Below are 26,326 nucleotides of genomic sequence, written 5' to 3'. Positions count from 1 at the left end.
GTGGAAGGTGATCGCGTTCTCGCACACGGGTCACAAAGCGCGGGTACCCGTGTTTCGCGGCGCTCGTCCCGATCCGGGCGGACCGGCGAAACACTGTGCGATCGAGGCCCATTCGCGCACCGACTCGCCGTCGAGTTCGAGGTCGAGATCGGCGAGGGCCCGACGCTGGGTGACGAGTCGGCAGAAGTCGACGGCCGAGCCGCGCACTGTTCCGTCGACCGCCGCCGGATCGTCGGGACCCCACGTCCACATCTGCCCGGAGGGGGCGGTGAGCTCGATACGAAAGGGGCGTTGGGGCGGGGTCATCCCGTTGACCACGTAGGCGAAGTCGCGCGTGCGCACGCCGATGTGGGCGACGTGCCGGATACGGTCGGTCGGCGCGAGCTCGACCCCGAGCGCGTCGGCGACGTCGAGGCCGTGCGCCCAGGTCTCCATCATGCGCGCTGTGGCCATCGACGCCGCCGACATCGGCGGTCCGAACCACGGGAGCTTCGCGCCCTCTGGGACATCGACCAATGCCCTCGCCAGTTCGGCACGCGCTGCACGCCAGTCGTCGATCAGCTCGGCCTTCGGCCGTGCCGCCCCTTCCGCCGCCGTCACGTCGGTGAACCCGTCGATGTTGCGCATTGCCTCCGCAACGACCTCGGCGAATGCCTCGGGGTCGGTCGCGGAGAGGAGCGCAACCTTGTCCGTCCAGTACAGGTGGGCGATCTGGTGAGCGACGCTCCACCCCTCTGCGGGCGTTGCGGTGCGCCATCCGCCCTCGTCGAGAGGGGCGACCATCGCGTCGAGCTCTTCACCTTCGGCGGCCAGATCGGCCACGAGATCCGTCACGATCGACATGTCAGTAGCGTCACACACCGACGGATAAAAAGCAATCATGCTTGCTTGTTTTACCGTTGAGATGCAGCCCGGGCTCGTCGTGGCGTGCGCGTAGGCTCTCGGGCGATGACTATTCGCGCACCCCGGATCAGCCCGGTACCGAAGTCCACGCTTGATCCCTTCGACGCGGGATCGATTGCCGCGGGCGACGCGATCGAATCGGCACTGATCGCCGACGCGGACCTGTCCGGCACCGATTTCGGCGACGTCTCCCTCACCGGATGCGAGGTGGTGCGTAGTTCACTCGACGACGCCGACCTCACCGGACTACGTGCCGTCGACACCCGTCTCGACGCCGTCAGCAGCGCGCGTGTGTTCGCACCGCGGTCGACTCTGCACAACGTCCGTATCGAGAACAGCAGGATCGGCGCGCTCGACCTGTTCGGTGGACGCATGCGGTCGGTGGTCATCGAGAACTGCAAGCTCGGACTCGTCAATCTCAGCGGGAACGAGGCGCGCGACGTGCTCTTTCGATCGTGTGTCATCGACGAGCTCGATGTCTCCGAGGCCCATCTGACGCGGATCTCGTTCGAGGACAGCTCGGTGAACGCCCTCGACGTTCACCGAGCAACACTCACCGACGTCGATCTCCGTGATCTGCGGGTCAACGTGGTGCGCAACCTCGGCGGACTGTCGGGCGCAACCATCACCACTGAACAGGCCGTTGCGCTGGCCGACCAGTTCGCCGCACATCTCGGTATCTCCGTCGCGTAGCGACCCTGAGAGCAACCCGCCTAGCGACCTCTCATCACCCCCGGGTGGTGCACGTCAGCCGAAGTGGATGTCGGCCGCACCTTCGGCGAGCAGTGTTCCGTCGGGGCCGGTCATGCGTGCCGAGAAACTCGCGATTCGACGCCCCACCTTCACCGCCTCGACGTCGACGCTCACGCGGCTGCCGTCGACCGGCGGTGAGCGGAAGAACGCCACCGACAGGTCGCCGACGCGATAGTCCTGACCCGCCTGCGCTTGTCGCTGCCCGGCGAACGAGCACGCCACACCCACGATCGTGGCGATCACTCCGCCGTGCATCGTCCCGAACATGTTGCCCATCCAGGCCTGCGTGTCCACGACGAGGCGCATTCGGTGTGTCGACGCGTCCGCGGGGTCGATCCGCGCGTTGAGCAGCTCCGCCAGCGGGCCGCGTTCGCGCTGCCCGCTCACGATCTGCGCGATGATCGTCTCTCCGTCGAGGTCGGAGGGAATCGCTTGTGCCAGCGGCACGTCGAGCGTTTCGGCGGCCGGAATATCGTGGGCGAGCTCGGCGTCGTCGAAATCATCCGGTATCGCACGGCCGACAGCGACGTTGCGTGCAGTGCCGACGCAGTAGTCGGCGGTGCCATCACCGATGCGGATCTCCGTGACGCCGACCCTGGCGTCGTTCATCAGCAGTTGCGCTGTGCCGACGAGCCGTTCGGTCAGCGTCGGACGCCCGACTGTCGAGAAGTTCAAGCGAGCCTGCATACTCGGCGACCGGGTTTCGCGGTGATATGGAATCCCACCGATGTGGTCGAGGAGAACTGCATACGCGGGAAGGTCGATGAAGCCACGATGGTCCGCAAAGCGCGGTCCGAGTTGCTGCTCCGCGACGACAACGTCGTCCTCGAGTCTCAGGGCACCTACACCGAACGCCTCGAGAGGATCGCGTGGTACGGCAACTGTCGACGCCGTCGTCGTGTCTTCGCGAATGTCGTCGTTCATACCTTCACTTCATCACCCCGCGTCCGGGGGCGAGTGTCCGGCCCGGGAGGCAGCGAGTCCGATCACACTCGGATGACGCCGAGGGTCCGCAGTCCACGCGCGCAGTTGGCGATGACCGGCGCGGTGATGTGGGGACGTCGGAGTAGCCGGCAGTCGCAGTTCACACCGTCGCCCAACGCACTGCCTCGAAGAAGCGGGGCGCGTTCACCACAACGGCGTTCACCGGCGGGATCGTCTGGGTGTGGTTGTGCAGCAACAGGATCAACGAATGTCGACGCTGCATCTCGGGTAGGTGGACGAGCGAGTCGGAGAACAGTCGGTACCAGTGGTCGTAGTCGTCCACGGTGGCGATCTCCTCACCGGAGTCGGCGAGCCACTCGAGGAACGCGTCGAGGTCGATGGCGTCGGAGCGCGGATTGACCGGGGTTGTAGTTGACGTGGCAGTCGGTGACCGCGAGCGACGAGATCGCGAAATTTCCCACGGGAACGCACAAAACCCACGGAAAAGCCCCTTCCCTCACTTCCTGCACGCGCGGCCGTGCGCCCCTTCCCCTACTTCCCGACCCTTCCCCGCACCCTTCCCCTACTTCCTGCGCCCGGCCCCGCACCCTTCCCCTACTTCCCGACCCTTCCCCGCGAAACTTCCCACGGAAACGCACAAAACCCACGGAAAGACCCCTTCCCCTACTTTCTGCACGCGCGCGGCGCACCCGCCGCGCCGCACTGCCCCCCGCCCGCGCCTGGCCCGGTCGGCTTCCCGCTGGTACCGTGGACCACATCTGTGACAGAAGGGGCTGGTGGTACCAGTGGGACGAAATCTTCAACGCGCCGCGTTCGCGGCAGGAGCCATCGGGCTGGCGTCGGCGTCGACGCTGCTGACAACGGGCGGCACTGCGCATGCGGCCCCCGCCGTCGATCCGCAGATACCGTCGTCGTCGATCTCGCAGACGCCGAACGCGGGTGTCGCGACCAGCGGTGACATCCCCTTCGCAGCGTTCGTCGCTCCGATCGCCGCGGCATCGCCCGACCCGGACACGCTCCGCGTGTGGCTCGAACCGATGCCGGGCAACGCGTGCACCCAGGCGTTGCGCACGGCTGTCGTCGGGTTCGAGTGGCACAACCGCACGACCAAGCAGAGCGGCACCACGACGTTCCCCGCATGCACGGGCGGCAAGCCGGCACTCAGTCCACCACTGCGAACCGGTGCCGGCCCGATCTCGTTCACCACGAGCGTCGTCGGACAGGGTGGCAACACCTACACACTGAGCCCCGGCAGCGGCACCATCTCGCGCTGAAAGCCCACGTCGAACAGCGTTCGACGACGCCAGTAGACAATTTTGCGAATCTGTACACCTCTTGATGGAACAGGTTCTAGATTTGGCGCATGGCGCAGACCGTGACTGAACTCCTGATCGACCGTGGCAACGACGATTCGCTCGCGATCCTGCACGAGGACCATCGGTGGACCTGGCGCGAGTATCTCGACGACGCACGACGCACCGCCGCCGTGGTCCTCGGTCGCGCCGACCGCGACCGACCGATGCACATCGGTGTGCTCCTCGACAACAGTCCGGCCATGCTCATCGCCCTGGCGGCGGGTGCGCTCGGCGGGTACGTGACGGTCGGAATCAACAACACCCGACGCGGCGCCGCATTGGCCGGCGACATCGTGCGCGGCGACTGCCAGATCCTGCTCACCGACGCCGAACATTTACCCCTGCTCGACGGCCTCGACCTTCCCGGCGTCGCGGTGATCGACGTGTCGTCGCCCGAGTGGTCGCGACAACTACTCGACGCCGACGAGTTGACTCCGTACTCCGTGCCCACCGCGACCGACCCGTTCATGCTCATCTTCACGTCGGGCACGAGCGGCAATCCCAAACCGGTCCAGTTGGCGCACATGCTGATCCCGTTCGCCGGACCACCGCTGGCAGAGCGCTTCGGCATCACCTCCGACGACATCTGCTACCTCTCGATGCCGCTGTTCCACTCCGCTGCGCTTCTCGGCGGCTACTGCGTGGCAGCCGTGTCGGGCGCGGCGATGGTGCCCGCGAAGTTCTCGGCGTCGCGCTTCCTCGACGACATCCGACGCTACGGCGCGACGTACATGAACTACGTCGGCAAGCCGCTCGCCTACATCCTCGCCACCCCGGAGCGCACCGATGACGCCGACAACCCGTTGCGTGCCGCGTTCGGGAACGAGGCGTCCGACCGCGACATCGACGACTTCTCGCGGCGTTTCGACTGCCAGGTCTGGGACGGCTTCGGCTCCACCGAGTTGGCCATCATCATCACACGCGAACCGGGCACTCCACGCGGGTCGGTCGGCAAGGGCTTTCCCGGTGTGGCGGTCTACGACCCCGCAACCGGAACCGAGTGTCCCGCAGCCGAATTCGACGACACGGGCGCACTCACCAACGCCGACGACGCGATCGGGGAGATCGTGAACACCTCCGGCGCAGGCATGTTCACCGGCTACTACAACGATCCGACCACGACATCGGAACGACTCCGCGACGGTATGTATTGGTCGGGCGACCTGGCCTACCGTGACGCCGACGGCTGGCTCTACCTCGCCGGTCGTACCGGAGACTGGATGCGTGTCGACGGCGAGAACATGACCGCGGGCCCCATCGAGCGCATACTGCTGCGACTCCCCGATATCAGTCAGGTCGCCGTGTACGGGGTGCCGGACGAGCAGGTCGGCGATGCGGTCATGGCCGCTGTCATCCTCACCGACGACAGTTCGCTCACCCCTGACGAGTTCGCTGAATTCCTTGCCGCACAACCCGATCTGTCGCCGAAGGCATGGCCTCGGTATGTCCGGATAGCCGACGATCTGCCGACGACTGCCACCAACAAGATCGTCAAACGCCAACTCAAGAAGGAAGGCGTGGACGCCGGCGACGGCACGCTCTGGGTGCGAGAGCCGCGCTCGACCGACTACCGGTCGAGCGCTCCGGCGGGCGTCTGACGGATACGGGTCGGCGTCGACCATGCTCTCCGAACTCGGCTATTACGCGCTGTCGCGGCATCCGGTCGCCCCCGCCCGGCTCGTCGAGGAGGCGGCATTGGCGGAAAGCATCGGACTCGGTACTGCTTTCGTCTCCGAGAGATTCAACATCAAGGATGCCGCCGTGCTCAGCGGTGCACTCGGCGCGGCGACCAAGCGAATGGGGATCGCGACTGCCGCGACGAATCACAACACGCGACATCCGATCATCACCGCCACGATGGGCGCGACGCTCGCCGAGTTGACCAACGACCGGTTCGCGTTGGGGCTCGGTCGGGGTATCGCCGCCCAGTGGCAGGTTCTCGGCATCGATGACGTGACGAGCGCACAGCTGACCGACATCGTCGACGTGTTGCGCCGACTCTGGCGCGGCGAGATGATCCTCGGACATTCCGGACCGGCCGGCTCGTATCCCCTGCTCAATCTCGGTGCCGCCGTCGACGATGTTCCGATTCTGCTGGTGACCATGAGCCGTCGGACACTGGAATTGGCCGGTCGCATCGCCGACGGAGTGGTCCTGCACACGTTCCTCGGTGACGCCGCGACGTCGGAAGCCGTCGCCACGGTCAGGGCGTCAGCCGAGCGCGCGGGGCGCGACCCCGCCGCGATCCGGATCTGGTCGGTCATCGCGACGGTCGGCGACGAGCTCTCCGAGGAGGATCGCCTGCGTAGGCTCTACGGCCGCCTCGCCACGTATCTGCAGGGCTACCCGGATGTGCTCATGCGGGCGAACCAGTGGAACACCGACGATCTCGACCGGATTCGCGCGACGACTGCCTTCTCCGGGGCCACCGGACCGATCGATGCCACAGCTACCGCCGAGCAACTCGCCGAACTCGCACACGTCATTCCCCCGCACTGGGTGGCCGACTCAGCCGTCGGTTCGGCCGAGAACTGTGCGGCAGCCGTTGCTCATCAATTCGACCTCGGCGTCGACTCCGTGGTGCTCCACGGCGCGACACCGAGCGAGTTACAGCCGGTGGTGAGCGCCTATCGCACACTCCGGTCCCCTGATCACCGCGAACTGCCCGCCAACCCGGGTCTCATGACAGCACGAGGAGCAGACCTGTGAGCACCCCGCTACCCACCGGAATCCCCACGGACGTCGACGGTCTGAGTCCCGAATGGCTCACCGAACTCTTCGCCGCACACGGCCACGACGACGCGCGAGTCGTCGACGTCGAGGCCGCACCCGTCGGCACCGGCCAGATGGCCAGTTCGTATCGGCTGGCCCTGCGCTACGCACAACCATGCGGGCTTCCCGACACGATGGTCGCCAAGCTCGCGACCGGTCCCGTCGAACAGCGCGAATTCGGTTCCGGCGCCTTCCGCAACGAGGTCCGCTTCTATCAGGAACTCGTCTCGACCTTCCGCGTGCCGACGCCCTCGGCGTTCGCGGCGGTCGCATCCGAATCCGGAAGCGAGTTCGTCCTGCTGCTCGAGGACATCGCCGACGCACGTCAAGGCGACCAGATCGCCGCATGCTCCCCCGACCAGGTGCGCGCGGTCGCCGTCGCAGCCGCGGGCCTGCACGGCCCACGCTGGAACGACGCGTCACTCCTCGACGACTTTCCGCTACCGACCCCGACCGACTGCGACCTGATGGAGTCGCTACTCGAACCGATGGCGGACGTGTACCGCGCCCGGTGCGAACTCACCGGCCCGCAGTCGGCCACCGTCGACGCGATGATCCGCGACGCGGCACCGTGGCTGCGGAGGGCTCCCGAGCACTTCGCGCTCATCCACGGAGACCTCCGCGTCGACAACGTGATGTTCCGTGACGACGGCTCGTTGTCGATACTCGACTGGCAGACGATCACCACCGGACATCCGATGCGCGACATAGCGTTTCTCCTCGCGACCAGCCTGACGCCCGAGGATCGCCGCGCGCACGAACGAGACATCGTCGCCGCATACCACCACGCACTGCACAACCCGAACTACACACTCGACGCGTGTTGGCGCGACTACATCGGCAACCTCATCCAGGCCCCGCTGATCATCGTCTTCGGCGCCGCGGCGGCGCAGCCGACCGAACGAGGTGACGCGATGTTCCAAGTGATGCTCGACCGAACGGCTGCAGCGTTTGCCGATCTCGCCCCGGAGCGTCTGCGATGACGAGCCTTGTCATCGGTGCGAGCGGATTTCTCGGTTCGACGCTCACGCGCCGGCTCGTCGCGTCGGGCGAGAAGGTACGCATCCTGGTTCGCGCCACCAGCGACACGCGCGCGACCGACGACCTCGACGTCGAGCGTCGTGTGGGCGAGCTGAACCACGCCGACGTGGTCGCGGAGGCGATGTCGGGATGCACCGACGTCTATCACTGCGTTGTCGACACAAGGGCCTGGCTGCTCGACCCCGCTCCGCTGTATGCGACCAATGTCGAGCTCCTTCGCTCGGTGCTGGAGATTGCAGCGCGAATGCCGCTGCGCCGCTTCGTCTTCACCAGCACCATGGCCACGATAGGTGTCCCGGTGTCGGGGGTCGCAGACGAATCGACCGAGTTCAATTGGGAACGACGAGCAACCGACTACGTGAGATCACGCGTCGCGGCCGAACGCCTCGCACTCGGGTATGCGCGCGAGCACGAGGTACCCGTCGTGGCGATGTGCGTGTCGAACACCTACGGCGCGGGTGACATCGCTCCGACCCCGCACGGGTCGTTCGTCGCGGGCGCCGCACTCGGCAAGTTACCGTTCGGCATACGTGGAATGCGATGCGAATCGGTGGGAATCGACGACGCCGCACAGGCGCTCATCCTCGCCGCGGAACACGGGCACAACGGTGAACGCTATATCGTCTCGGAACGGTCGATCGATCTCGGAGAGGTCATCCGGATCGCTGCTGCAGAGGCGAGACGTAGACCGCCGCGCCCGGTCCTCGGCCGCGCCGCGCTCTATGCCGCCGGCGCAGCGGGATCGGCGATGTCGACACTATCCCGATCCCCCGGGCGACTCCGCATCGGAACGGTCCGCCTCATGCACTGCATTCCGGAGATGAGTCACGACAAGGCCGTTCGCGAACTCGGTTGGCATCCGCAGCCGGTCACCGAGGCCATCGCCGAGGGTGCCCGGTTCTGGGTGGACCGCGCCGCGCGGCGTCGATCGGCAGCATCGACCCCCGCCTCCGTAGACCGTCGACTCACCTGAGAGCCGCCGAATCCCGGTCCCAGACACTGCGGGTCGCCGGTATGGGATGTGTGTCGGTATCGGTGCACCCGGCACGAGCTGACGGTCACTTCAGGAGCAGGCCCGCGAGCTCGACCAAGCTATAGGGCCCGGAGTCCTTGTGGTCGCGATAGGCGACGAAGGTCGGTTGAGCGGGTTCGTATCGTCCGATGAAGCCACCCGACGCCGTGAAGATCTGTCCGGTGATGTCGGCAGCGGCGTCGCTTGCGAGGAAGGTGTAGAGCGGGGCCACGTACTCCGGTGGCGCGGGATCGAGCGCGGCGTCGCGGGTGAACTCGTCGAGGATTCCGCGCTCATGCAGGCGTTCGATGTGTCGAATGTAGTCCGGTCCCGACGACAATCGCGACTTCGCGCCGGGCATCACCACGTTGATGCGCACACCGGAGCCCTTGAGATCCCCTGCCGCGGCGAGTGCCAGCGCATTGACACCTCCCTTGGCCGCGGGGTAGCCGCTACCGCCGAAGGTTCCGAGCGACGCGGCCGATCCCGTCAGCACGATCGATCCGGCCTGCTGCTCGACGAACACTCGAGCCGCGGCCTGCGTGAGGAAGAAGGCGCTCATCAGATGCGCGTCGACCTGTTCGCGGAACTCGTCGACTCCGATGGTGAGTACCGTCGACCCCGGTGGCTCCGCGATGCCTGCACAGTTGACGGCGACGTCGAGTGCGCCGAACGTGTCGAGCGCCGTCGTGACCATCCGTTCGGCGACGCCCTCGTCACCCGCAGACCCACAGACTCCCACCGCGTATCCGCCGCCGCCGGTGATCTCGGTGACGGTGTCGTCGACCGCGGACTTGTCACGACCGTTGACCACCAGCGAGACACCGCGCCCGGCGAGGGCATACGCCACTTCCAGACCGATTCCTCGGGTCGACCCCGCGATGATCGCGACCCGTCCGGACAGGTGCGCGTCGATCGGCACGTCTGCGGGCATCAGGCGGCGTCATCCACGCGACGCGCTGACATCAGACCGGGCTGCCGATCGGAGTGATGGGCAACGAACGACCCCTGTCGACGAACTCCCACGATGCGCCGGAGCTGAATCGCGCGATGGCGACCTCGCCACTCTCCGGATGCACGTCGTCGGTCTGCGCGAACGTCACCTCGAGCAGGTCGCCGGTGTCGGCGGCCGCGTCGACGGCCCAGTGCGCATCCACTCCTGTCGCAATGGCCGAGAGCGGTTCGAGGTGATCGACGTCGAACAGGCTCAGCCAGCCACCGTCCGATTGCGCGTCGGAGTGGTGCGGAATGCGCAACAGCACACCATCGTCGACGACTTCTGCGGTTACGCCGGTGTATTGCACGGGGCCCAGCACCGGGATGAGCGAGAGCACGGTGGCAAGCCCGTCCGCGCCGGGTGACAGTCGTAGAGCAGATCGCAGACGGTCCGCAGCGAGTCCCGCGATCCCGGTCAGTTGTTTGCGATAGATCTCGTCGACCTGCTCGACGCCGTGCGCGTATCGCCGAAGCGAGACGAGGAAGCCGAGCGCGAGCAGCTGATGTTGCAATGCGACCTCTTCCGCGATTCGGACGAGAGCGGAGTGTGACCACTCGCGGAACTGCAGGTCGTCGCAGAGATCTCCGCGGTAGTCGACGCGGCCGTCGGTCGCGGCGGTGTCGATAGCACTCAGCTCCACCGAAGCCGCACGCCTGGTGAACATCTCCTCCGCATCCGGCGGCAACGGAAGCTCGTCCCGATCCGGTTCGATCGTCACCGTCCACGCACAATGCGGATGCTGATCGGCGGGCCTGCGGGGTGGCCGATGAACTGGCCGGATACGGGCACGACGATTCGTCGCGATCGCGGTGGCGTCGAATGTCGGATCCTCGATGTCGTGACACATCGCGGTGACGTAGTCGTCACCGAGTGGCTCGACGTCCATCAGTGCACCACAGTGATTGAGCACGAACGAACCGTGGTAGTCGTCGTCGATTTCGTAGCGGAAATCCATGAACTGCGGTGGCGCACCGATGTCGAGCTGAAGACACTTGAACATGTCGGCGACGCCGTCGCCGTCGACGCCGAGCGCCTCACGCATCCGATGCGTGTACACCGGACTCGAGGCCATCCATTCCTCGATCGCGACCTGCGCCATCGTCTCCCGCCCGAAAGCGCTGATGAGATGCGCCATTCCGCTGCGGTCGATCAGTTGTCCCGACAGCAGTAGTTCGGGCACGAGGACGGCGAGTTGCTGCTGGGTGAGATCCGAGTACGTGTGGGCTGTTGGCGTCATCGTCGACGATGTCTTCTCTTCGGTCACCAGAACTCGACCGGCGCTTTGCCGAAGGGGTACCACCCCGGTTGATCTCCGGTCGCCTTCTCGATCCGCTTGAGCATCCCGTCGCTCATCGCATTGTCCTTGAGCAGCTCGATGAACAATGCCGAGACGTTGCCGTAGTCGAAGAAGTCGCGCTGCCAACGGAACTGGAAGTCGCCACCGTACTTGAACCAACTTCCCTGGATGCCTTCGAGTGCGTAGTTGGTGCCGTCCTCACGCTTGCGCTCGTAGACCTGCTTCCAGAAACCGATCATCGAACCCGTCCGGTCGTCGATCACCCACTCCTGATACGGATAGGTCCACCCCTCGAGTCCCTCCATCTCCTGCCCGAGCGCGATGTCGCGGATCTCGTCACGGCCGATCGCCATGAAGTCCTTGTCGGGACCGTAGTTCCACCCGTATGTCGCGTCCTCGGTGTAGAAGTCGGCGAGCGGTGTCCAGTCCCCCGCCTTCTCGGCCTCGATGTTCGCCGCGAGCCACCGGTCCTTCATCTCTTCGAGTTCGGCCCTGTCGAATGCCACCACGTCACCCCTTCTCGCTGTCTGTGTCATGCGTCGCCACTTGTTCTCACTCGTCGCTGTCGTCGACGATGCGCAATGCCTGTGTGGGGCAGTACTGCACTGCCGCCTCCACCTCTGCGCGTTTGCTCTCGTCCGGTCGAGGGTCGAGGATCTCGACGTGATCGACCTCGGCCTCGAAGATGTCCGGTGCTTCCATCTGACACATGCCGTGACCCTGGCAGATGTCGAGATCAACCTCGATACGCATGCGCGTCACCTCTTACTTCTGCCGCCTGCGATAGGTCACCCTGCATGGCTGCTGCAGTTGCACGACCATCTTCGAGTGGTCGTTGCGGTAGGTGTCCGAGGGTTGCGACATCTCGAACTCGTAGTTCTGGAAGAGCACCGAGAAGATCGCCTTGAGTTGCATGATCGCGAATTGCGCTCCTACGCAACGGTGTCTGCCTGCCCCGAAGGGAATCCACGTCCACCGATTCGCGAGGTCTTCCTGACGCGGCTTCTCGTACCGGTCGGGGTCGAAGACGTCGGGATTCGGGAAGTCGTCGGGTAGCCGGTTGGAGACGGCAGGCGACACCGCGATCGTCTGACCCTTCCGCACCTCGAAGTCCTCGATCTGGAAATCCTGCTGCACGAGACGCATCAGGATGATCAGGGGTGGATGTAGCCGCAGCGCCTCTTTCAAGGCGTTCTCCAACTGCGGCATCTGCCGGGTGTGGGCAAATGTGTACTCGGGTCGCTCGCCCGCGGGTGTGTCGCCGTAGATCTCGTCGAGTTCGTCGTACACCCGCCTCATGTAGTCAGGATTGCGCAGCAACTCGATCAGGGTCCAGGCCGCTGTGCCCTGGGTGGTGTGGTGGCCGGCGAACATCATGGAGATGAACATCCCGGTGATGGTGTTCGCGTCGAATCCGACCTGGATGAGCACATCCATGAGGTCGCGATCCTCTTTGTCCTCGGTGGGATGCGCGATGCGTTCGTTCATCACACCCTGGATGAAGTCGACGAGTTCGGCCCGCGCCGCGTCACGTTTGCGGAAACTGTCGATGTCGGCGTACATGTCCACGTACGCAATCGGATCGGTGCCCTTCTCGAGATCGTGGAACAACTCCGACACGCGCTTGTCGAGTTGTTCACGGAACTTGCGCCCGATCAGGCACGCCGACGAGGTGTAGAGCGTGAGCTCGCCGAAGAACTCCAGCAGGTCGATCTCGCCCTCGTCGCCCCACCGCGAGATGATGCGTTCGACCTCGTTGGGAATCGTCACCGCATGCTGCTTCATGTGCGGACCCTTGAGCGCAGCGTTGTGGATCGCCTTGGACCGTTCCTCGGGACTGGCGTCGAAGACCACTCCCTCGCCGAAGACCGGTGTCATGAAGGGATAGGCCGCTGCCTGATCGAGATCCTCCTCTGGCGCACGGAAGAAGTCCTCGTTGGCCGCGGCACCGGAGACCAGGACCACTTCGCGGTCGGCGAGCTGGAACTGCCCGACGTCGCCGCACTCGTCGCGTACGCGCCAGAACAGGCCGATCGGATCGGCCGTGAGCTCGTCGAGGTGTCCGTGCTCACCGTCGCCCCCTGACACCCGCTTGGGCGTTGTCAGTGTGGTCATTTCGTGTCTCCTTCGCCGCTCTTGTCACGTGGGATCGCGCCTTCGGCCTCCACCTCGACGACACGCATGTGGGCACCACGTGGCATGCCGACGATGGCAGAGATCGCCTGAGCGATGTGCTCGGGCGCAAGGAAATTGCCGTGCCTGGCCAATCCGTGGGTGATCCACGAGTTGAGCATCTTCTCCATGACGTCGGGCGCGAGGTTGAAACCCATACCCGTGATGGTCTGGCCCGGCCGGATGATGCTGGCTCGTACGCCGGTTCCCTCGAGTTCGAGTTGCGCGGTGGCGACCAGACCGTCGACCCCCGTCTTCGCAGCGACGTACGCCGAGGACCACGGACGCGGGTGCACCGCGACGTCGGATCCGATGAAGACGAAGTCGCCGCGACCGCGCTCGATCATGCCCGGCACGATCGTGCGGTAGAGCCGGTGCGCCCCGACGAGGTGGATGTCGATCTGAGAGGCGAAGTCGGCCTCGCTCATCTCGTAGGACAGCCCGATGTCGAGGTCGCCCGCGCCGGCGACCGCGATCTCGATCGGGCCCAGAGCCGCCTGTGCCTTCGCCACGCAGTCACGTACCGACGCCTCGTCGGTGACGTCGAGCGGCACGGCGACAGCCTCTCCGCCATCGGCGGCGATCCGGTCGGCCAGTTCGTGGAGCTTGTCGACGCGTCGCGCCGCGAGAGCGACGGGATGGCCGGCGGCAGCGAGGTATTCGGCGGTCGCCGCTCCGATACCCGACGACGCTCCGGCAACCAGGACCGGACGTCGTTCGGGGTGGGGGATGTAGGCCATCAGCGCACCGTCACTGTCACTGGGAGGGAGGCGAACCCGCGTACGTTCACCGAGTGCACACGCTCGGCATTCGCCATGTCGATATCGACCGCACGGATGGACCGAACCACCTCGGCGAGACCGATGTTCGCTTCGAGTCGCGCGAGATGTGCGCCGAGACAGAAGTGCGCGCCCATACCGAAACTCATCAACGCCTGGCTGCAGTCGCGGCCGATCTGATACGACGACGCGTCGTCGAACACGGTCTCGTCGCGATTGGCCGAACCGACAAGGAGGAGGACGCGATGGCCCTCCGGGATGACATGGTCGCCGTAGGAGACGTCTGCGGCCACCTTGCGCAACACCATCTGCGTCGAATTGTCGTAGCGCAGTGTTTCTTCTGTCCACTGCGGGACCGTCTCGGGATCGGCGAGTACCTTGGCGAGTTGGTCGGGATTGCGCCATCCCCAATACAGCGCGTTGGCAAGGAGTTTGGTGGTCGTCTCATTGCCCGCGACCACCATGAGCACCATGAAACCGACGATCTCGTCCTCGGTGAGAGTCGCTTTCTCTCCCGTCTCGTCGTCGTCGATCTCCGCGGTGATGAGCGCGGAGACGAGGTCGTCGCCGAGGTTGTTGCGCCGTTCGGCGATCAGCGCCGAGTAGTACTTGTGCAACTCGATGTAGGCGTACACAGCTGCTTCGGGGATGTCGAGGACGCCCTCCTCACGGTGGAGCAACAGATCCGACTGGGTCCGCAGGAATGCGCGATCGGATTCGGGCACCCCGAGCATCTCCGAGACGACGTCCATCGGCAGCAACCCGGCGAAGTCGGCGACATAGTCGAACTCGCCCTTGTCCAGGCAGGCGCTCCAATGATGGTGTGTCAGCGCGGTGATGCGGCCGGCGAGGTCGTTGACCCGGCGCGGGGTGAAACCTTTCGAGACGAGTTTGCGGATACGCATGTGCTTCGGATCGTCCATCGCGAGAAATGACATCGACTTGTGGGCGTCGGGACCGTAGGACGACGGGTCCATCGAGACACCCCACGCATTCGACAGGTTCACGCTGTCGCGAAACGCCGTGCGCACGTCGTCATGGCTGGCGAGCGCCCAGAAATCCAAGTCGGAGTTGTAGTACACGGGAGCCTCGGCGCGCAACCGCGCGTACGTCGGGTAGGGGTCCTCGTGGAAGTCGTAGGCGTAGGGGTCGAAGGGGATCCGCTGCTGCATCCCCGCGACCGTTGCGGTCTCGGTCATCGATGAACCTCCATTGACGATGTGTGCATACCTCGCGCGGAACACCGCGGGTCACGACCGTGGCCCGAGCGTCCCACCGGGTACTAGGATCTGGCCGACAAAATCAGTCGGGCCGCGGCGACGAGTCGTTCGGATGTCTGTTCGTAGCTCAGGTGCCCCATGCCCGCATGGACAAGACCTCCCGCGTAGAGCATCTCGAGTGCGTCGACGACCGGGCCCGGATGCTCGACGTCGACCTCGAGGGCCTGCGCGAGCCGGGTTCGGATAAACCCGCCGATCCGCAGCCGGAGGTGCTCCACGTCGGGGTCGGTGCCGAGTAATGCGACGGTGACGGCGCCGCCGAGCTGCCCTTCACCCGCGACCACCAGTGAGACGTTCCGCAGGATCTCGGCGACACGGTCTTCGGGAGACAAAGCCATGTCGACCTCGGGGATGCCCTCGGCGAGTCGGCGCCAGAACACCTCTGCCACAAGGTGACTCTTCGACGAGAAGTAGGTGTAGGCCGTCGCGGGCGCGACTCCCGCCCGCTTGGCGACCGCGCGGACGGTGAGACCGTCGAACCCCTCGGCATTGAGTACCTCGACCGCGGCATCCGTCAACTTCGCGACTGTCTCGGCCTGCTGGGCGGACAGTCGGCGGCGGGTGGATTCCTGCGACACGGGGCTGGACATGTGACCGACGCTACACTAGGTTTGAACGCGAGTCCAGACACCTGTCCAGATAGTCTTCCAGTAGTCACCGGAGTCCCATTCCATGTCTCTTCGTCCAGCATCAGCGTCGGATCTACTGATCGACGGCAAACTCACCCCCGGTACCGGCGGTGTCTTCGACATCGTCAACCCCGCAACAGAAGAGGTCATCGGCCAGGCGGCCGATGCGACCGCCGACGACATGGACGCGGCGATCGCCGCCGCACGCCACGCCTTCGACACGACGAGCTGGTCGCGCGACGCGGGATTCCGCGCGCACTGCCTGCGGCAACTACGCGACGCACTTCTGCGCCACACCGACGAACTGCGGGAGCTCACCGTCGCCGAGGTCGGTTGCCCCGTCTTCCTGACCCACGGCCCCCAACTCGAGGGACCGATCAACGACCTCGGATACTTCGCCGACCTCGCCGAGAACTACACGTGGACGCACGATCTCGGCGAAGCGAAACCCATGGGAATCAAGAACACACGCGAGGTCCGCAAAGAGGCCGTCGGCGTAGTCGGCGCCATCACTCCGTGGAACTTCCCGCATCAGATCAACTTCGCCAAGATCGGACCTGCACTCGCCGCGGGCTGCACCGTCGTTCTGAAACCCGCGCCCGACACACCCTGGTGCGCCGCGCTCGTCGGGAAGGTGATCGCCGAGGAGACCGATTTCCCACCGGGCGTGGTCAACATCGTGACATCGAGTGATCACGCATTGGGCGCACAGCTGTCCACCGATCCGCGGGTCGACATCGTCTCGTTCACCGGATCCACGGCAACCGGCAAGAAGGTGATGGCGTCGGCCGCCGAGTCACTCAAGAAGGTCTTTCTCGAACTGGGCGGAAAGTCGGCGTTCATCGTGCTCGACGACGCCGACCTCGCGTCGGCCGTCTCGATGGCCGCGTTCGCCGTCGTGACCCACGCGGGCCAGGGCTGCGCGATCACCACCCGACTCGTGGTCCCACGTGAAAAGCTCTCGGAGGCAACAGCCTTGGCCCGCGACTCCATGTCGGGTTTCGCGGCCGCGGACCCCGCCGATCCCGGAACGATCTGCGGACCGGTGATCTCCGCGAGACAGCGCGAGCGCGTCGAGTCCTACATCGAACTCGCACAGACCGAGGGAGGGACCATCGAGGTCGGTGGCGATCGCCCCGCAGACAAGGACAGGGGATTCTTCGTCTCCCCCACCCTCATCTCCGGACTCGACAACTCGTCACGCACCGCGCAGGAGGAGATCTTCGGCCCCGTGCTCGTGATCCTTCCCCACGACGGCGACGACGACGCCATCCGTATCGCCAACGACTCCCCGTACGGCCTGTCGGGAGCCGTATGGGGCACCGATCGCGCGCGCATCAACAAAGTCGTCGACGGGGTCCGCACCGGAACCATGTCGATCAACGGCGGCATCTGGTACTCGGCTGACGTCCCCTTCGGCGGATTCAAGCAATCGGGCATCGGCCGAGAGATGGGCGTCGCAGGCTTCGAGGAATACCTGGAGACCAAGGCCATCGCTGAGCCCGTCTGATCGCGACGGGCCCGATCTCCCGGTGCATGTCGGTCGGCACAGGAACCACACCCGAACAGCAAGCAGCACACTGAGACAGAAAGCAGTTCAATGACATCCGAACGAACAGCCACACGATTCACCGATCGCACCTACATCGTCACCGGAGCCGCGGGCGGCATCGGCGAGGCGTATGCACGCGGCCTGGCCGCGGAGGGTGCGAACGTCGTGATCGCCGACCTCAACGACGAGGCGGGCGAGAAGGTCGCAGCCGACATCGGCGGGCGCTACGTCCACACCGATGTCTCCGACCCCGAGTCGGCGCAGGCTCTCGCGTCCGCGACCGTCGACGCGTATGGAAACATCGACGGCCTCGTCAACAACGCCGCGATCTACGGCGGCATGAAACTCGACTTCCTCATCACCGTCCCCTGGGACTACTACAAGAAATTCATGAGCGTCAACCTCGACGGCGCACTCAACGTGACCCGGGCTGTCTACGGCCACATGCGCAACGGCGGCGCGATCGTCAACCAGTCATCCACGGCCGCGTGGCTGTACAGCGGGTTCTACGGGCTCGCGAAGGTCGGCGTCAATGGACTCACGCAGCAACTCGCCACCGAACTCGGGGGCCAGAACGTTCGCGTCAACGCCATCGCGCCGGGGCCCATCGACACCGAGGCGACGCGCGAGACGACCCCGAAGGAGATGGTCGCCGACATCGTGAACCGGCTGCCGCTCAAGCGTTTCGGTCAGCCAGAAGACCTGGTCGGCATGTGCCTGTTCCTCCTGTCCGACGAGGCGAGTTGGGTCACCGGTCAGATCTTCAACGTCGACGGCGGGCAGGTCATCCGCTCATGAGCACCGACACAGCGCACGACGAGGCTCACCCCGCCGGTCCCGTCGTGCGGCTCGGCTACGTCGGGCTCGGCAACATCGGTGGACCCATGGCCGGACGACTCGCGAAATGGCCTGGCGGACTGACGGTTTTCGATCTCGCCCCCGATGCTGTCGCGAAGGTGGTCGATCAGGGCGCGCACGCGGCGTCATCGCTGTCGGAACTCGCGTCGTCGTCGGACGTCATCGGGGTCTGTGTGCGCGATGACGACCAGGTCCGCACCGTGCTGACCGGCGACGGCGGCCTGCTCACGGGCGCAGCGCCCGGCACCGTGGTCACAGTCCACTCGACCATCAGTCCGCAGAGCGCCGTCAGCCTGGCCGCCGAGTGCGCGGAGCACGGCGTGACGCTCCTCGACGCGCCCATCTCCGGCGGCGCCCCCGGCGCGGAACAGGGCCGGCTGGCCGTCATGGTGGGCGGTCCCCGTGAGGCGTATCTGCGGTTGACGGAACCGTTCGCGTTGACCGCGGACATGGTGGTGCACGCGGGAGAGCAGGTCGGGGCGGGCACACGGATGAAGCTCGCACGCAATCTGCTGCACTTCATCTCGTTCGCGGCGACCGCCGAAGCCTCACGTCTGGCCGAGGCCGCGGGCATCGACGTCGCCGAACTCGGCAGGGTGGTCCGACACACCGACGCCATCACCGGGGGCGCCGGGGCGATCATGCTGCGCGACACCACGGCAGCGATCGATCCCGACGACTTCTGGTACGGCATCTTCACGCACGTCCGCGAGCTCGGCGAGAAGGATCTGTCACTGGCGCTCGATCTCGGCGGCGAGCTCGACGTCGATCTACCACTGGGGACACAGGCACTCACCGACCTGGCAACCGGTCTCGGTGTGCCACATCGCGGAGGAGGGAAATGACCGACGTCGACGACACCGCTGTCGGTGACGACGCGGAATCCGGCGCGTCCGCCGAGGCGCAGACCGCACAGCGCAAGCGCGGTCTGGACCTGATGTCGCAGGTCTACGGATGGGAGATGTCCGACGGTCCCGGCCTGCACTTCGCGCACACCGCCGACCAACTGTTCGCGGAGGTCTGGTCGCGCCCCGCGCTGAGCATTCGCGATCGACGCCTCGTCCTGCTCGGCGCCCTCGCGGCGAGTGGTCAGATCGACGTCGCGGAGATCCAGGCGGGCGCAGCGCTCGGCAACGAGGAGCTGACCCCTGAGCAACTCGAGGAGATCGCGTTGTTCCTCTGCTACTACGTCGGGTGGCCGCTGGGGACGAAGATGAACATGATGTTCGGCCAGGTAATCAACAAGCATCGCAAGTCGCAGCGCTAGCCTCGGAGCATGGCGCAACCCATCACGTTCCGCGAACTCACCGGCGGGGCCGGTCACACGAGTGTCATGTCTGCGTCGCCCGGCCCGGACCTCGCAGGTCGCGGATACTCCGAACACGAGTATGCGGCGAGCGGTATCGCGCGACGCTTCGTCGAGACACCGGATGGTGGTCTCGACGACGTCGACACCGCGCCGTTCACGACGCGCATCCTGGTGCGTCGACCCGACGCGGCACAGTTCAACGGTCACGTCGTCGTCGAGTGGTTCAACGTCAGCAGCGGGGCCGACTCCGCGCCCGAATACACCTACCTCGCCGAGGAACTCCTCCGTTCGGGCACGGCGTACGTGGGGATCTCCGCGCAGTACACGGGCGTCGCGGGCGGGCGTGATTCTGTCGATCTCGAGACAACGGGCGCGGGAACAGCAGGCGTACAGGGCGATTCGTTGGAGGGCAAGGATCCGGAACGCTATGCGGGCATGCAGCATCCCGGCGACGCCTACAGCTACGACATGTTCGGATCGATCATCACTGCGTTGCGCGACACCACCGAGCCGAGTCCGCTTGCGGGACTCGATGTTCGCTGGGTGATCGCCGCAGGCGAATCGCAGTCGGCGATGGCGCTGACGACCTACGTGAATCTGATTGCCACAGTGCACGAGTCGATCGACGCCGCACTGATCCATTCTCGACCTCTCGGGCAACTACCACTCGGCGATGCAGGCGGGCCGATCGACATCTCGTCTGCCTACCAGGAACCGCCATGTCAGATCTCCGATGATGCCGGGATACCGGTGTTCGTGGTGCAAACCGAAACCGACGTCCTCACCGATTTCCGGTACATCGAAGCCAGGCAACCGGATTCGGAGCTCTTCCGTGCGTGGGAGGTGGCCGGGACATCACATGCCGACATCGTCCAGATCGGCGAGTACGAAGACCTCCTCGGCTGTCCGTCACCGGTCAATCGCGGTCAGCAGGTGTTCGTGCTCCGTGCCGCGGTCGCGCACCTGCGGGCATGGATCGAGGACGGCACCCCACCCCCGACTGCCCCGCCGCTCGACGTCGATCCCACCTCTGTGCCACCCCGGTACATGCGTGACGAGGTCGGAAACGTGCGCGGAGGCGTCCGCACTCCGTGCGTCGACGTGCCCACCGAAGTACTCAGCGGAGTCGTCACCGGCGACGTGCCCCGCATCTGTGTGCTTTTCGGCTCGACCACGCGACTGCCCGACACCACACTCGCCTCGCTCTACCCCACCCCAGCCGACTACCTGCTCGCCTACGAGAGAGCGACCGACGACGCCATCGCGCGCGGGGTGATCTGCGCGGCCGACCGGGATGACATCCTCGCCGACGTGCGGCCCGTCACGCCGTCACCGACCTAGGAGATCACCTAGTGGACTTCACCCTGGAAGACATTTCCGACGACGAGATCGCCAGACGCCGCGCGGTTTTCGAGCCGCTGGTGGCGTCGGTGCGCGACCTCGTCGACGCCGTCATCCGCACCGAGGTCGACGACGACGTGATCGCCGATGCCCGACGTACGGTGGCGGATGTCGTCGACACCCTGCGCGCCCGGCAGATGGACGGCTCCTACGGTGTGCGTTACACCAGTGACCTGGTGGGGATGGCATGGGGAAACGCGGTGATGGGGATGCGCAACGCGATCGCGCCACCGGTGCATTCGGAGCCCGACGGACGCGGCGTGCGCGCGACATTCACGCTCGGCGCCGCCTATGAGGGACCGCCCGGTCACGTCCACGGTGGTGTCTGCGCGCTCGTCCTCGACCAGGTCCTGGGCGAGGCAGCCGCGGTCGACAACGAGGCCAGCTACACCGGCACGATCGAGTTCCGCTATCTGCGACCTACCCCGCTGGGGCGGTTGGTCGCTCGTGCGGAGATCGTCGAACGTGTCGGCCGCAAGAAGACGGTGCGCGGCACGCTGTCGGATGCCGAGGGTGTCACCGTCGAGGCCGAAGGTCTGTTCATCGTGCCCAAGGACCCTCCGACAGTGGGCGTACGGTGATCCTGTGACCGATCCAGCGCACTCGAACGCCGCTCACGACCACGACACTCCTCCGGCCCCGTTCACGGCCGCCGAGGCCGCAGCGGTTCGGCAGTTCTGGCTCAGCTTGGGTTTGCCCGGGATCATCGACGTGCACACCCACTTCATGCCGCGTCGCGTGATGGACAAGGTGTGGGCGTACTTCGACTCGGTCGGACCGCTACTCGGGCGCGAATGGCCGATCACCTACCGCGCTGACGAGGACGTGCGCGTGTCGGCGTTGCAGGCGTTCGGGGTTCGTGCCTACTCGTCGATGATCTATCCGCACAAGCCGAATATGGCCGAGTGGCTCAACGGCTGGGCCGTCGACTTCGCCGCTCACCATCCCGACTGCCTGCACACCGCGACGTTCTATCCGGAGCCCGACGCGGCGTCGTACGTCTCGACGGCGATCGAGCGCGGCACGCGAGTCTTCAAGTCGCACATCCAGGTCGGCGACTACTCGCCGCTCGACCCGAGCCTCACCGGCGTGTGGGCGCAGATCGCCGACTCCCGCGTGCCCGTGGTCATCCACTGCGGGTCCGGCCCGGCGCCCGGCCGTTTCACCGGGCCGGAGCCGATCGCAGCACTGCTCCGGCAGTTTCCCTCGCTGCCGTTGATCGTCGCACACATGGGGACCCCGGAATTCGACGCGTTCCTCGATCTGGCCGACGCGTACGAGAACGTCCGGCTCGACACGACCATGTCGTTCACCGACTTCTCCGAACAGGGCGCACCGTTCCCCGTCGAACTCCGGCCGCGACTGGTCGACCTCGGCGACAAGATCCTGTTCGGCAGCGATTACCCGAACATCCCGTATCCCTACACCGAGGCGCTCGACGCGCTGGTGCGACTAGAGCTCGGCGACGACTGGCTGCGCGGCGTGCTCTACGAGAACGCTGCCGCACTGTTCGGAGTCGGCAGCGCCGCGTAGCGACTCGTCGACGGGGTCAGTCGGTATGCGACGCCGCGATGCGGGCCCGGACCTCGGGACGACGCAGCGGGGGCACCGTCTTGGGAGGTTGTCGACGTTCCGGGAGCGCGTCGAGCAGCGTTTCGGTCGCTGCAGTGACCGCCGCGACGGCCGCCTCGAACGCGTCGGAATTCGCTGCAGAGGGGTGTCGGATTCCGCTCACCTTACGCACATACTGACGCGCTGCCGCCTCGACCTCGTCGTCGGTCGCCGGTGGCTCGAGGCCACGCAGCTCGGTGATGTTGCGACACATGGCGGATCCTTCCTGTGGTCTCGACGAGCTGGGTGGTCTCGACGGGCCGGGTGGTCCCGACGAGTTCGACCGGCGTCTCGCAGCTCAGTCAGCGATGTGCACGACCGCCTTACCCAGGATCCGTCCCTCGGACAGATCCGTCAACGCCTGCGAGAGGTCGGCGAGTGGGTACCGCGAGTTCACCGGTGGGCGCAGACCCGCCTCGATCATCTCGGTCAATTCGTCGTGCAGCAATGCCGGCACGTCGGGGTGAGTGCGGACGTACTCGCCCCACGCGGCACCGACCACGGCGATGTTGCGAAACAGGACACGGTTGAGTTTGACCGTCGGAATGCCGCCGGCGGCGAAACCGATCACCACGTACCGACCGTCGGGTGCGACCTGGCGCAGCGCTTCGTCGAACACGTCTCCGCCCACGGGATCGATCATCACGTCGACGCCCTCCGGGGCGAACTCCTTGAGCCGGTCCCCCCATCCGTCGGACAGTTGCACGACGTGGTCGGCGCCCAGTTCTCGCAGCATCTCCTCAGCACCCGTTCGGTGGACGATCGCGACGACCCTGGCGCCCATGGCCTTCGCGACGAGAATCGAGGCGACGCCGACGCCGCCGGCGGCGCCGAGCACCCCGACGACCTCGCCGGGCGCCGTCTGCGCGCGCAACTTGAGCGCGAACAGCGCGGTCTGGAAGTTGATGCCCATCGCGGCGCCCTCGTCGAACGACAACTCGTCGGGCATCCGCAGCAATTGTTCCGGCGCCGCCGTGACCTGCTCGGCGAATCCGCCGACGATCGACGCGACCAGTACGCGATCGCCCGCGGCGAAGCCCGAGTCGGCCGGCGCTTCGCGAACCACACCCGCGACCTCGGTCCCCGGCGTGAACGGAAGGGGCAGCCGCAACTGGTACTTGCCCTGACTCATCAGGAGGTCGGGGAAACACACGCCGCACGACTTGATGTCGACGAGTACCTGACCGTCGGCGGGCGTCGGATCGTCGACCTCGGTCAACTGCAGACCATTGGGACCGGACTCTTCGGTGAGCACCTGTGCTTTCATGCTGCCAACCCTACGCGGAGCGAACGCTCGTACGGTTAGGATCTGTGACATGAGCGCACCATCGGCGTCACAACCGACGTCAGCCCCGTCCGACGCCCGACGCCAAGTCGCCGACGACACCCCCGGCTTCATGCCTCTCGACGAAGCACAAACACTCTTCGAGATCGCCGGAGAGTACCTCTCCCAACAGGATTCGACGAAGCTCGGTATCGAGATCGGTACCTACTGTGGCAAGTCGACGGTGTTCCTCGGCGCGGCAGCCGAACCGCTCGGCGCGACCATCGTGACCGTGGACCATCATCGCGGTTCCGAGGAGCACCAGCCCGGCTGGGAATACCATGACCCGACGCTCGTCGACCCCCACACCGGCACCCTCGACACGGCGGCACGATTCCGGCGCACCATGTTCGACGCCGATCTCGAGAACACCGTGATCGGGATTCTCGCACCCTCCACGGTCGCGTCACGTATCTGGGGTTCGCCCGCCGACTTCGTGTTCATTGATGGCGGTCACTCCATGACGGCCGCACAGAACGATCTCGACGGTTGGGCGCCGTGGGTACGGATCGGAGGCGCCCTGCTCATCCACGACGTCTTCCCCGACCCCGCCGACGGCGGACGACCGCCCTACGAGATCTATTGCCAGGCACTCGCGAGCGGCGAGTTCACCGAGGTGCGCGTCGAGGGTTCGCTGCGAGTGCTCCGCCGCGACAGCGGCGAGGTCGGGAAACCCCTGTCGCGCAGCGACTCCAGAGAACCTCTGTCGCGCGGCGACTCCGGAGAGCCCCTGTCGCGCAGCGACTCCGGAGAACCCCTGTCGCGCGGCGACGTCGGGAACAGCCGATCACGCTGATGCACATCGATCCCCACACGCCGGTCATCATCGGCGTCGGCCAGGCGGGCGATCGTATCGACACCCCCGACTACCGTGCGTGGTCGAGTGTCGATTTGGGGTCCGCTGCCACGCGCGCCGCACTGGACGACACCGGCGCCCCTGCCACCGTTGCCGAGTGCGTCGACGTCATCGCGGCCGTTCGCGAGATGGAGAACATGCCGCACGTTCCCAGCCCGCTGGGACGATCCGACAACTATCCGCGATCGGTGGCACGTCGTGTCGGCATGACCCCGGAGCGGGCGCTCCTGGAGGTCGTCGGTGGGCAGTCACCGCAATCGCTGGTCACCGAACACGCAGAGGCGATCGCCGCGGGTGAGGCTCGCTGCGTGCTCGTCGTCGGGGCCGAAGCCACCTCGACCGCGCGGTATTTCGCCGACCGCGACGACCGGCCCGACTTCGGGGAAGAGGTCGGTGGCCAACTCGACGACCGAGGACCTCGTTTCGAGGACTTCATCGACATGACGATGATCCGACATCGGCTGACATCGATGCCGGTGGCGTACGCGCTGGCGGAGAACGCGCGACGCCGCAGGCTCGGTACGACCGTCGACGAGCATCGTCGTGCCATGGGTCGTCTGTTCGCGCCGTTCACCGAGGTCGCGGCGGCCAATCCGTTCGCGGCGTCGCCGGTGGTCCGCGCCGTCGACGAGCTGGCGACGATCACCGACGCCAATCGCGTTATCGCGCAGCCATATCCGCGACTGGTGGTCGCCCGCGACCTCGTCAACGTCGGCTCGGCGATCATCCTCACGTCGGTGGCGAACGCCTCGTCGATGGGGATACCGCGCGACCGATGGGTGTTCCTGCACGGTCACACCGACCTCCACGAGCAGGCCCTTCTTGCCCGGGCCGACATCGGCGCGAGTCCGGCCGCGGCGATAGCGACGTCCGGTGCGCTCGACATGGCCGGTGCCGGAGTCGACGACCTCGCAACCGTCGATCTCTACAGTTGTTTCCCGATCCCCGTCTTCAACGTCTGCGACGCACTGGGATTCGACGCCGACGCACCGACGGGGTTGACGGTGACCGGGGGCCTTCCGTTCTTCGGCGGCCCCGGCCACAACTACTCGAGCCACGCGATCGTCGAGACCGTCGAACGGCTTCGGGCACAGCCCGGGCGCTTCGGGCTCGTGGTGGCCAACGGCGGCATCATGAGCAAGACGTCGGTCGGCGTCTATTCGACCACGCCTGCCGGTTGGGTGCCGCGCGCCGATCGGCGACTACAGAGCCGAGTCGACGCCGAGAAGTCGCTGTCCGTGGCCGAATTCTTCACGGGGCCCGCAACTCTGGAGACCTACACGGTCGACCACACGAAGCGCGGTCCGATCGGTGTCGTCGTCGCGAGAACACACGACGACCACACCCGCGTAGCGGCGCTCAGCTCCGACGACGCACTGCTGACCGCTCTCGAGTCGGGCGACCCGTTCGGCGCCGAGGTGATGATCGAGGCCGGCGAGGGCGCCAACAGCGCGCGGCTCGCCTGACTGTGACGCGACGG

Annotated in this window: 28 protein-coding genes; 15 read left to right on the top strand and 13 right to left on the bottom strand. The window is 66.0% G+C overall.

The window, feature by feature from the left end:
* Positions 1–30: 30 nt before the first annotated feature.
* Complete coding sequence (locus LK459_RS15415) at positions 31–843, bottom strand: TIGR03084 family metal-binding protein (protein WP_227919360.1); 813 nt, start codon at positions 841–843, stop codon at positions 31–33.
* A 105-nt stretch (positions 844–948) separates the two neighbouring features.
* Between LK459_RS15415 and LK459_RS15410 the strand changes: the two genes are divergently transcribed.
* Positions 949–1,596, top strand: a complete 648-nt coding sequence (locus LK459_RS15410) for a pentapeptide repeat-containing protein (RefSeq protein ID WP_227919357.1) — start codon at positions 949–951, stop codon at positions 1,594–1,596.
* 54 nt (positions 1,597–1,650) lie between these two features.
* Here LK459_RS15410 and LK459_RS15405 read toward each other — a convergent pair whose 3' ends face one another.
* Together LK459_RS15405 and LK459_RS15400 are read right to left on the bottom strand one after the other, a co-directional pair.
* Positions 1,651–2,580 carry a PaaI family thioesterase gene (locus LK459_RS15405; RefSeq protein ID WP_227919355.1) on the bottom strand — a complete coding sequence of 310 codons (930 nt, stop codon included), beginning with the start codon at positions 2,578–2,580 and terminating at the stop codon, positions 1,651–1,653.
* 160 nt (positions 2,581–2,740) lie between these two features.
* A complete protein-coding gene (locus LK459_RS15400; RefSeq protein ID WP_227919353.1) occupies positions 2,741–2,923 on the bottom strand; it encodes a hypothetical protein in 183 nt (60 codons plus the stop codon).
* A 463-nt stretch (positions 2,924–3,386) separates the two neighbouring features.
* Here LK459_RS15400 and LK459_RS15395 point away from each other — a divergent pair, with 463 nt between their 5' ends.
* From LK459_RS15395 to LK459_RS15375, 5 genes are all read left to right on the top strand, one after another.
* The gene (locus LK459_RS15395; protein ID WP_227919352.1) at positions 3,387–3,875 is read left to right on the top strand and encodes a hypothetical protein; all 489 of its coding nucleotides are present in this window, start codon (positions 3,387–3,389) and stop codon (positions 3,873–3,875) included.
* An 89-nt stretch (positions 3,876–3,964) separates the two neighbouring features.
* Positions 3,965–5,554 carry a fatty-acid--CoA ligase FadD1 gene (gene fadD1, locus LK459_RS15390; RefSeq protein ID WP_227919350.1) on the top strand — a complete coding sequence of 530 codons (1,590 nt, stop codon included), beginning with the start codon at positions 3,965–3,967 and terminating at the stop codon, positions 5,552–5,554.
* Positions 5,555–5,576: 22 nt separating this feature from the next.
* On the top strand, positions 5,577–6,665 hold the full coding sequence (locus LK459_RS15385) for a TIGR03857 family LLM class F420-dependent oxidoreductase (RefSeq protein WP_227919348.1): 1,089 nt from the start codon (positions 5,577–5,579) through the stop codon (positions 6,663–6,665).
* Entirely contained in the window at positions 6,662–7,711 is a 1,050-nt protein-coding gene (locus tag LK459_RS15380; RefSeq protein WP_227919346.1) for a phosphotransferase family protein, read from the top strand. Before LK459_RS15385 ends, LK459_RS15380 begins: the two co-directional genes overlap by 4 nt.
* The gene (locus tag LK459_RS15375) at positions 7,708–8,742 is read left to right on the top strand and encodes an NAD-dependent epimerase/dehydratase family protein (RefSeq protein ID WP_227919344.1); all 1,035 of its coding nucleotides are present in this window, start codon (positions 7,708–7,710) and stop codon (positions 8,740–8,742) included. Before LK459_RS15380 ends, LK459_RS15375 begins: the two co-directional genes overlap by 4 nt.
* A gap of 85 nt (positions 8,743–8,827) precedes the next feature.
* Here LK459_RS15375 and LK459_RS15370 read toward each other — a convergent pair whose 3' ends face one another.
* From LK459_RS15370 to LK459_RS15335, 8 genes are all read right to left on the bottom strand, one after another.
* Positions 8,828–9,715 carry an SDR family NAD(P)-dependent oxidoreductase gene (locus tag LK459_RS15370; RefSeq protein ID WP_007236775.1) on the bottom strand — a complete coding sequence of 296 codons (888 nt, stop codon included), beginning with the start codon at positions 9,713–9,715 and terminating at the stop codon, positions 8,828–8,830.
* Positions 9,716–9,746: 31 nt separating this feature from the next.
* On the bottom strand, positions 9,747–11,015 hold the full coding sequence (locus LK459_RS15365) for a hypothetical protein (RefSeq protein WP_227923785.1): 1,269 nt from the start codon (positions 11,013–11,015) through the stop codon (positions 9,747–9,749).
* Between the two features lie 23 nt (positions 11,016–11,038).
* Positions 11,039–11,581 carry a Cif family virulence factor gene (locus LK459_RS15360; protein ID WP_007236777.1) on the bottom strand — a complete coding sequence of 181 codons (543 nt, stop codon included), beginning with the start codon at positions 11,579–11,581 and terminating at the stop codon, positions 11,039–11,041.
* Positions 11,582–11,627: 46 nt separating this feature from the next.
* Entirely contained in the window at positions 11,628–11,828 is a 201-nt protein-coding gene (locus LK459_RS15355; protein ID WP_039993089.1) for a ferredoxin, read from the bottom strand.
* A 12-nt stretch (positions 11,829–11,840) separates the two neighbouring features.
* On the bottom strand, positions 11,841–13,190 hold the full coding sequence (locus LK459_RS15350; RefSeq protein ID WP_227919342.1) for a cytochrome P450: 1,350 nt from the start codon (positions 13,188–13,190) through the stop codon (positions 11,841–11,843).
* Positions 13,187–13,987 carry an SDR family oxidoreductase gene (locus LK459_RS15345; RefSeq protein WP_227919341.1) on the bottom strand — a complete coding sequence of 267 codons (801 nt, stop codon included), beginning with the start codon at positions 13,985–13,987 and terminating at the stop codon, positions 13,187–13,189. The genes LK459_RS15350 and LK459_RS15345 overlap by 4 nt, the downstream gene beginning before the upstream one ends.
* Positions 13,987–15,225 (bottom strand): cytochrome P450, encoded by a 1,239-nt coding sequence (locus LK459_RS15340; protein WP_227919339.1) that lies wholly within the window; start codon positions 15,223–15,225, stop codon positions 13,987–13,989. The genes LK459_RS15345 and LK459_RS15340 overlap by 1 nt, the downstream gene beginning before the upstream one ends.
* Before the next feature lie 83 nt (positions 15,226–15,308).
* Positions 15,309–15,896, bottom strand: a complete 588-nt coding sequence (locus LK459_RS15335; protein WP_227919337.1) for a TetR/AcrR family transcriptional regulator — start codon at positions 15,894–15,896, stop codon at positions 15,309–15,311.
* An 82-nt stretch (positions 15,897–15,978) separates the two neighbouring features.
* Here LK459_RS15335 and LK459_RS15330 point away from each other — a divergent pair, with 82 nt between their 5' ends.
* The 7 genes from LK459_RS15330 (at position 15,979) to LK459_RS15300 (ending at position 22,588) form a co-directional block, all read left to right on the top strand.
* On the top strand, positions 15,979–17,445 hold the full coding sequence (locus LK459_RS15330) for an aldehyde dehydrogenase (protein ID WP_227919335.1): 1,467 nt from the start codon (positions 15,979–15,981) through the stop codon (positions 17,443–17,445).
* Between the two features lie 90 nt (positions 17,446–17,535).
* Entirely contained in the window at positions 17,536–18,285 is a 750-nt protein-coding gene (locus tag LK459_RS15325) for an SDR family oxidoreductase (protein WP_227919334.1), read from the top strand.
* Positions 18,282–19,190, top strand: coding sequence for an NAD(P)-dependent oxidoreductase (locus LK459_RS15320; protein ID WP_227919332.1), 909 nt, complete (start codon positions 18,282–18,284; stop codon positions 19,188–19,190). The genes LK459_RS15325 and LK459_RS15320 overlap by 4 nt, the downstream gene beginning before the upstream one ends.
* Entirely contained in the window at positions 19,187–19,612 is a 426-nt protein-coding gene (locus LK459_RS15315) for a carboxymuconolactone decarboxylase family protein (RefSeq protein WP_407648597.1), read from the top strand. Before LK459_RS15320 ends, LK459_RS15315 begins: the two co-directional genes overlap by 4 nt.
* 9 nt (positions 19,613–19,621) lie before the next feature.
* Positions 19,622–20,995 (top strand): alpha/beta hydrolase domain-containing protein, encoded by a 1,374-nt coding sequence (locus tag LK459_RS15310; RefSeq protein ID WP_227919330.1) that lies wholly within the window; start codon positions 19,622–19,624, stop codon positions 20,993–20,995.
* An 11-nt stretch (positions 20,996–21,006) separates the two neighbouring features.
* Positions 21,007–21,636 carry a PaaI family thioesterase gene (locus tag LK459_RS15305; RefSeq protein ID WP_227919329.1) on the top strand — a complete coding sequence of 210 codons (630 nt, stop codon included), beginning with the start codon at positions 21,007–21,009 and terminating at the stop codon, positions 21,634–21,636.
* Between the two features lie 4 nt (positions 21,637–21,640).
* Positions 21,641–22,588, top strand: a complete 948-nt coding sequence (locus LK459_RS15300; protein ID WP_227919327.1) for an amidohydrolase family protein — start codon at positions 21,641–21,643, stop codon at positions 22,586–22,588.
* 16 nt (positions 22,589–22,604) lie between these two features.
* Here LK459_RS15300 and LK459_RS15295 read toward each other — a convergent pair whose 3' ends face one another.
* On the bottom strand, positions 22,605–22,880 hold the full coding sequence (locus tag LK459_RS15295) for a DUF2277 domain-containing protein (protein ID WP_039993083.1): 276 nt from the start codon (positions 22,878–22,880) through the stop codon (positions 22,605–22,607).
* Positions 22,881–22,964: 84 nt separating this feature from the next.
* Entirely contained in the window at positions 22,965–23,933 is a 969-nt protein-coding gene (locus LK459_RS15290) for an NADPH:quinone oxidoreductase family protein (RefSeq protein ID WP_227919326.1), read from the bottom strand.
* A 49-nt stretch (positions 23,934–23,982) separates the two neighbouring features.
* Between LK459_RS15290 and LK459_RS15285 the strand changes: the two genes are divergently transcribed.
* Entirely contained in the window at positions 23,983–24,786 is an 804-nt protein-coding gene (locus LK459_RS15285) for a class I SAM-dependent methyltransferase (protein WP_227919322.1), read from the top strand.
* Positions 24,786–26,312, top strand: coding sequence for an acetyl-CoA acetyltransferase (locus LK459_RS15280; RefSeq protein WP_227919320.1), 1,527 nt, complete (start codon positions 24,786–24,788; stop codon positions 26,310–26,312). Before LK459_RS15285 ends, LK459_RS15280 begins: the two co-directional genes overlap by 1 nt.
* Positions 26,313–26,326: the final 14 nt, after the last annotated feature.

Origin of the sequence: Gordonia otitidis, from assembly GCF_020735545.1 — a bacterium.
Taxonomy (GTDB): domain Bacteria; phylum Actinomycetota; class Actinomycetes; order Mycobacteriales; family Mycobacteriaceae; genus Gordonia; species Gordonia otitidis.
Note: the sequence above shows the minus strand (reverse complement) of the source record. Positions and strands in the feature narration are given on the sequence as shown.

What these genes read in the sequence shown, in the direction of transcription:
- LK459_RS15350 (WP_227919342.1), bottom strand. Translation starts at nt 13,190, where the DNA reads ATGACCACACTGACAACGCCCAAGCGGGTGTCAGGGGGCGACGGTGAG.
- fadD1 (WP_227919350.1), top strand. Translation starts at nt 3,965, where the DNA reads ATGGCGCAGACCGTGACTGAACTCCTGATCGACCGTGGCAACGACGAT.
- LK459_RS15340 (WP_227919339.1), bottom strand. Translation starts at nt 15,225, where the DNA reads ATGACCGAGACCGCAACGGTCGCGGGGATGCAGCAGCGGATCCCCTTC.
- LK459_RS15410 (WP_227919357.1), top strand. Translation starts at nt 949, where the DNA reads ATGACTATTCGCGCACCCCGGATCAGCCCGGTACCGAAGTCCACGCTT.
- LK459_RS15355 (WP_039993089.1), bottom strand. Translation starts at nt 11,828, where the DNA reads ATGCGTATCGAGGTTGATCTCGACATCTGCCAGGGTCACGGCATGTGT.
- LK459_RS15325 (WP_227919334.1), top strand. Translation starts at nt 17,536, where the DNA reads ATGACATCCGAACGAACAGCCACACGATTCACCGATCGCACCTACATC.
- LK459_RS15415 (WP_227919360.1), bottom strand. Translation starts at nt 843, where the DNA reads ATGTCGATCGTGACGGATCTCGTGGCCGATCTGGCCGCCGAAGGTGAA.
- LK459_RS15290 (WP_227919326.1), bottom strand. Translation starts at nt 23,933, where the DNA reads ATGAAAGCACAGGTGCTCACCGAAGAGTCCGGTCCCAATGGTCTGCAG.
- LK459_RS15345 (WP_227919341.1), bottom strand. Translation starts at nt 13,987, where the DNA reads ATGGCCTACATCCCCCACCCCGAACGACGTCCGGTCCTGGTTGCCGGA.
- LK459_RS15330 (WP_227919335.1), top strand. Translation starts at nt 15,979, where the DNA reads ATGTCTCTTCGTCCAGCATCAGCGTCGGATCTACTGATCGACGGCAAA.
- LK459_RS15370 (WP_007236775.1), bottom strand. Translation starts at nt 9,715, where the DNA reads ATGCCCGCAGACGTGCCGATCGACGCGCACCTGTCCGGACGGGTCGCG.
- LK459_RS15310 (WP_227919330.1), top strand. Translation starts at nt 19,622, where the DNA reads ATGGCGCAACCCATCACGTTCCGCGAACTCACCGGCGGGGCCGGTCAC.
- LK459_RS15285 (WP_227919322.1), top strand. Translation starts at nt 23,983, where the DNA reads ATGAGCGCACCATCGGCGTCACAACCGACGTCAGCCCCGTCCGACGCC.
- LK459_RS15315 (WP_407648597.1), top strand. Translation starts at nt 19,187, where the DNA reads ATGACCGACGTCGACGACACCGCTGTCGGTGACGACGCGGAATCCGGC.
- LK459_RS15280 (WP_227919320.1), top strand. Translation starts at nt 24,786, where the DNA reads ATGCACATCGATCCCCACACGCCGGTCATCATCGGCGTCGGCCAGGCG.
- LK459_RS15295 (WP_039993083.1), bottom strand. Translation starts at nt 22,880, where the DNA reads ATGTGTCGCAACATCACCGAGCTGCGTGGCCTCGAGCCACCGGCGACC.
- LK459_RS15320 (WP_227919332.1), top strand. Translation starts at nt 18,282, where the DNA reads ATGAGCACCGACACAGCGCACGACGAGGCTCACCCCGCCGGTCCCGTC.
- LK459_RS15405 (WP_227919355.1), bottom strand. Translation starts at nt 2,580, where the DNA reads ATGAACGACGACATTCGCGAAGACACGACGACGGCGTCGACAGTTGCC.
- LK459_RS15365 (WP_227923785.1), bottom strand. Translation starts at nt 11,015, where the DNA reads ATGACGCCAACAGCCCACACGTACTCGGATCTCACCCAGCAGCAACTC.
- LK459_RS15385 (WP_227919348.1), top strand. Translation starts at nt 5,577, where the DNA reads ATGCTCTCCGAACTCGGCTATTACGCGCTGTCGCGGCATCCGGTCGCC.
- LK459_RS15375 (WP_227919344.1), top strand. Translation starts at nt 7,708, where the DNA reads ATGACGAGCCTTGTCATCGGTGCGAGCGGATTTCTCGGTTCGACGCTC.
- LK459_RS15335 (WP_227919337.1), bottom strand. Translation starts at nt 15,896, where the DNA reads ATGTCCAGCCCCGTGTCGCAGGAATCCACCCGCCGCCGACTGTCCGCC.